The organism is Catenulispora rubra (genome assembly GCF_015356825.1).
Taxonomy (GTDB): Bacteria; Actinomycetota; Actinomycetes; order Streptomycetales; family Catenulisporaceae; genus Catenulispora; species Catenulispora rubra.
The window spans coordinates 1-2,442 of record NZ_JAACYW010000560.1 but is presented as its reverse complement, the minus strand read 5'-3'; the positions used below and the strand labels follow the sequence as shown (position 1 = coordinate 2,442).

The following is a 2,442-nucleotide window of genomic DNA, read 5'->3' as shown; positions in this document are numbered from 1 at the left end:
GAGTCCCCCTACGGCGTTCCCGAGCGCCCCCACGGCCCGACCCCCACCCTCCTCGACACCAGCGTCCACAAGGGCTGGTCCTCCTGGTCCAGCACCAAGCGCATCGTCGTCCTGGCCGTCGCGGGCATCGTCGTCATCGGCGGCGTCGTGGCCGCGATCCTCGCCCTGTCCGGCGGCTCCAACAAGCCCGCCGCCGCCGCGTCGCAGGCCCCGACCACCACCGCGGCCGCCGGGCCGATCGGTGCGCAGCAGGGGGCGCCGGGCGCGCGCGACGTCGTTCTGCGCGGGCTCTACGGCGCCGCCGCCGCGCACGACTTCCAGACCGTCTGCGCTTCCCAGACCGTCGGGGCGCAGCAGGGCGCCGCCAAGAGCGCGGGCTGGAACGGGCAGGGCGACCCGATGCCGCAGTGCGAGAAGTACTTCCAGGACCACTGGTCGAACATCAGCGCCGACTACCTGCGCGGCCGCCAGGTGACCGACGTCAAGCCCGGCGCGACCCCGACCACCATGACCGTCACCGTGAACGACCCCCCGCCCTCCGGCGCCGGCACCACCCGCAGCTTCACCGTGGTCTGGCAGGACCCCCACTGGCTGCTCGAAGCCGCCGCCGCCTGATCCCCGCCGCGGACGGAGGTCGGTCCACCGGTCCACTGGACGGCGCCGTGCTCAACGCAGCGCGGCCGGACCACTAACCTGTCAGTCATGACAGGGCATGGACCGGCCGTCGCAGCGGTCGGAAACGCGGCGGGCACAGGGAGTAACGGTACGTACTTCAGTGCCTACTCCGTGGTCGGGATCCTCCTGCTCCTGGGAGTGGCGTTCGTGGCGACCGCGTTCGGGGCCAACCGATTGTTGAGCCCTCACGCGCCGACCCCCGAGAAGCTCCTCACCTACGAATGCGGCGTCGACCCGGTCGGCGAGGGGTGGGCCCATACGCAGGTCCGCTATTACGTATATGCGTTCCTATACGCCATCTTCGCTGTAGACGCCGTATATCTGTTCCCCTGGGCGACCATCTTCGCGGCACCCGGCTTCAAGGGGACGACGCTCGTGGAGATGTTCGTCTTCCTCGGCTTCCTGGCGGTCGGCTTGCTGTACGCCTACAAGAAGGGTGTGCTCGCATGGCTGTAGACCTCCCCATCCCGCGCGTAGGCGCCCCTGCGCAGAGCTCTGCAGAGGGAACCGGAGCCTCTCTGGGATTCCTCAACAGTGCCGCCCCGGCGCCGATGCGCGTCGTCCTCAACTGGGGACGCCGCTACTCCCTCTGGGTCTTCAACTTCGGCCTGGCCTGCTGCGCGATCGAGTTCATCGCCACCTCCATGGCCCGCCACGACTTCATCCGTTTGGGCGTCATCCCCTTCGCGCCGGGACCGCGGCAGGCGGACCTGATGGTGGTCTCCGGCACGGTCTCGGACAAGATGGCCCCGGCCGTGAAGCGCTTGTACGACCAGATGCCCGAACCCAAGTACGTGATCTCCTTCGGCTCCTGCTCCAACTGCGGGGGCCCGTACTGGGACTCGTACTGCGTCACCAAGGGTGTCGATCAGGTCATCCCTGTAGACGTCTACGTACCGGGCTGCCCTCCGCGTCCTGAAGCGTTGCTTCAAGGAATCATTAAGCTGCAGGAAAAGATTGCAGCCGAAGATCTCTCGGCGCGCTATAGCGGACGCGACCCCCGGAACGCACCGCGGCTTCCCTTTATGCGTCGCTCTCCTAAGCATCTCTCCGCAGGGGCAACAGGGTCCACCGCCGCTAAGGGCTCCCCCCAAACCGTCGCCGATACGAAGACCATCACGGACATCCTCGCGACGGCCCAGGCGCCGGTCTCCCTGCTCCCTCCGCGCGAAGACGCCCCGACGGTCCTCCTCCCGGTCGTGGAGAAGCCGAAGCCGCCGAAGCTCTTCTACCGCCGCTACCCGAAGGAGCTGCGGCGCTCCCGCGACATCGGTCTCAACATCCTCAACCAGAAGCCGGACGCCGACGATGACTGAGACCGAGACCTGGGACGACGTCCAGGAGACCTTCGGCGAACGGACCGTCACCGTCGCCTCCGAGAACTGGCTGGCCACCCTGGAGCGGGCCCACGGGTTCGGCTACACGTTCTTCGACTGGCTGACCGCCGTCGACGAGGAGACGGCCGGGTTCGACGTCTTCGCGCACGTCGCCAAGATCGAGGGCGACGAGCGGGCGACCCGGCTGCTGATCAGGACCCGCATCCCGAAGGACAAGCCCGAGCTGCCCTCGGCCGTGCACGTCTACCGCGGCGCGAACTGGCACGAGCGCGAGACGTTCGAGATGTTCGGCATCACGTTCACCAACCACCCGAACCTGGTCCCGCTGCTCCTGCCCGACGGCTTCGACGGGCATCCGCTGCGCAAGGACTTCGTGCTGGCCGCGCGGGTCGCCAAGGAGTGGCCGGGGGTCAAGGAGCCGGGGGAGGGC

The 2,442-nt window shown here is 68.4% G+C and carries 2 protein-coding genes and 2 pseudogenes; all 4 read left to right on the top strand.

Translation table 11 applies throughout. The features are described from left to right. Positions 1–615, top strand: a pseudogene (locus GWK61_RS53990) (hypothetical protein); the annotation flags it as partial. A gap of 87 nt (positions 616–702) precedes the next feature. Further along, a complete protein-coding gene (locus tag GWK61_RS53985; protein ID WP_194922195.1) occupies positions 703–1,131 on the top strand; it encodes an NADH-quinone oxidoreductase subunit A in 429 nt (142 codons plus the stop codon). Continuing rightward, a pseudogene (locus GWK61_RS61335) lies at positions 1,122–1,662 on the top strand (NADH-quinone oxidoreductase subunit B); the annotation flags it as partial. The gene GWK61_RS53985 and the pseudogene GWK61_RS61335, both read left to right, overlap by 10 nt. Before the next feature lie 321 nt (positions 1,663–1,983). After that, on the top strand, positions 1,984–2,442 hold a 459-nt coding region (locus GWK61_RS53975), incomplete at its 3' end, for an NADH-quinone oxidoreductase subunit C (RefSeq protein ID WP_194922194.1).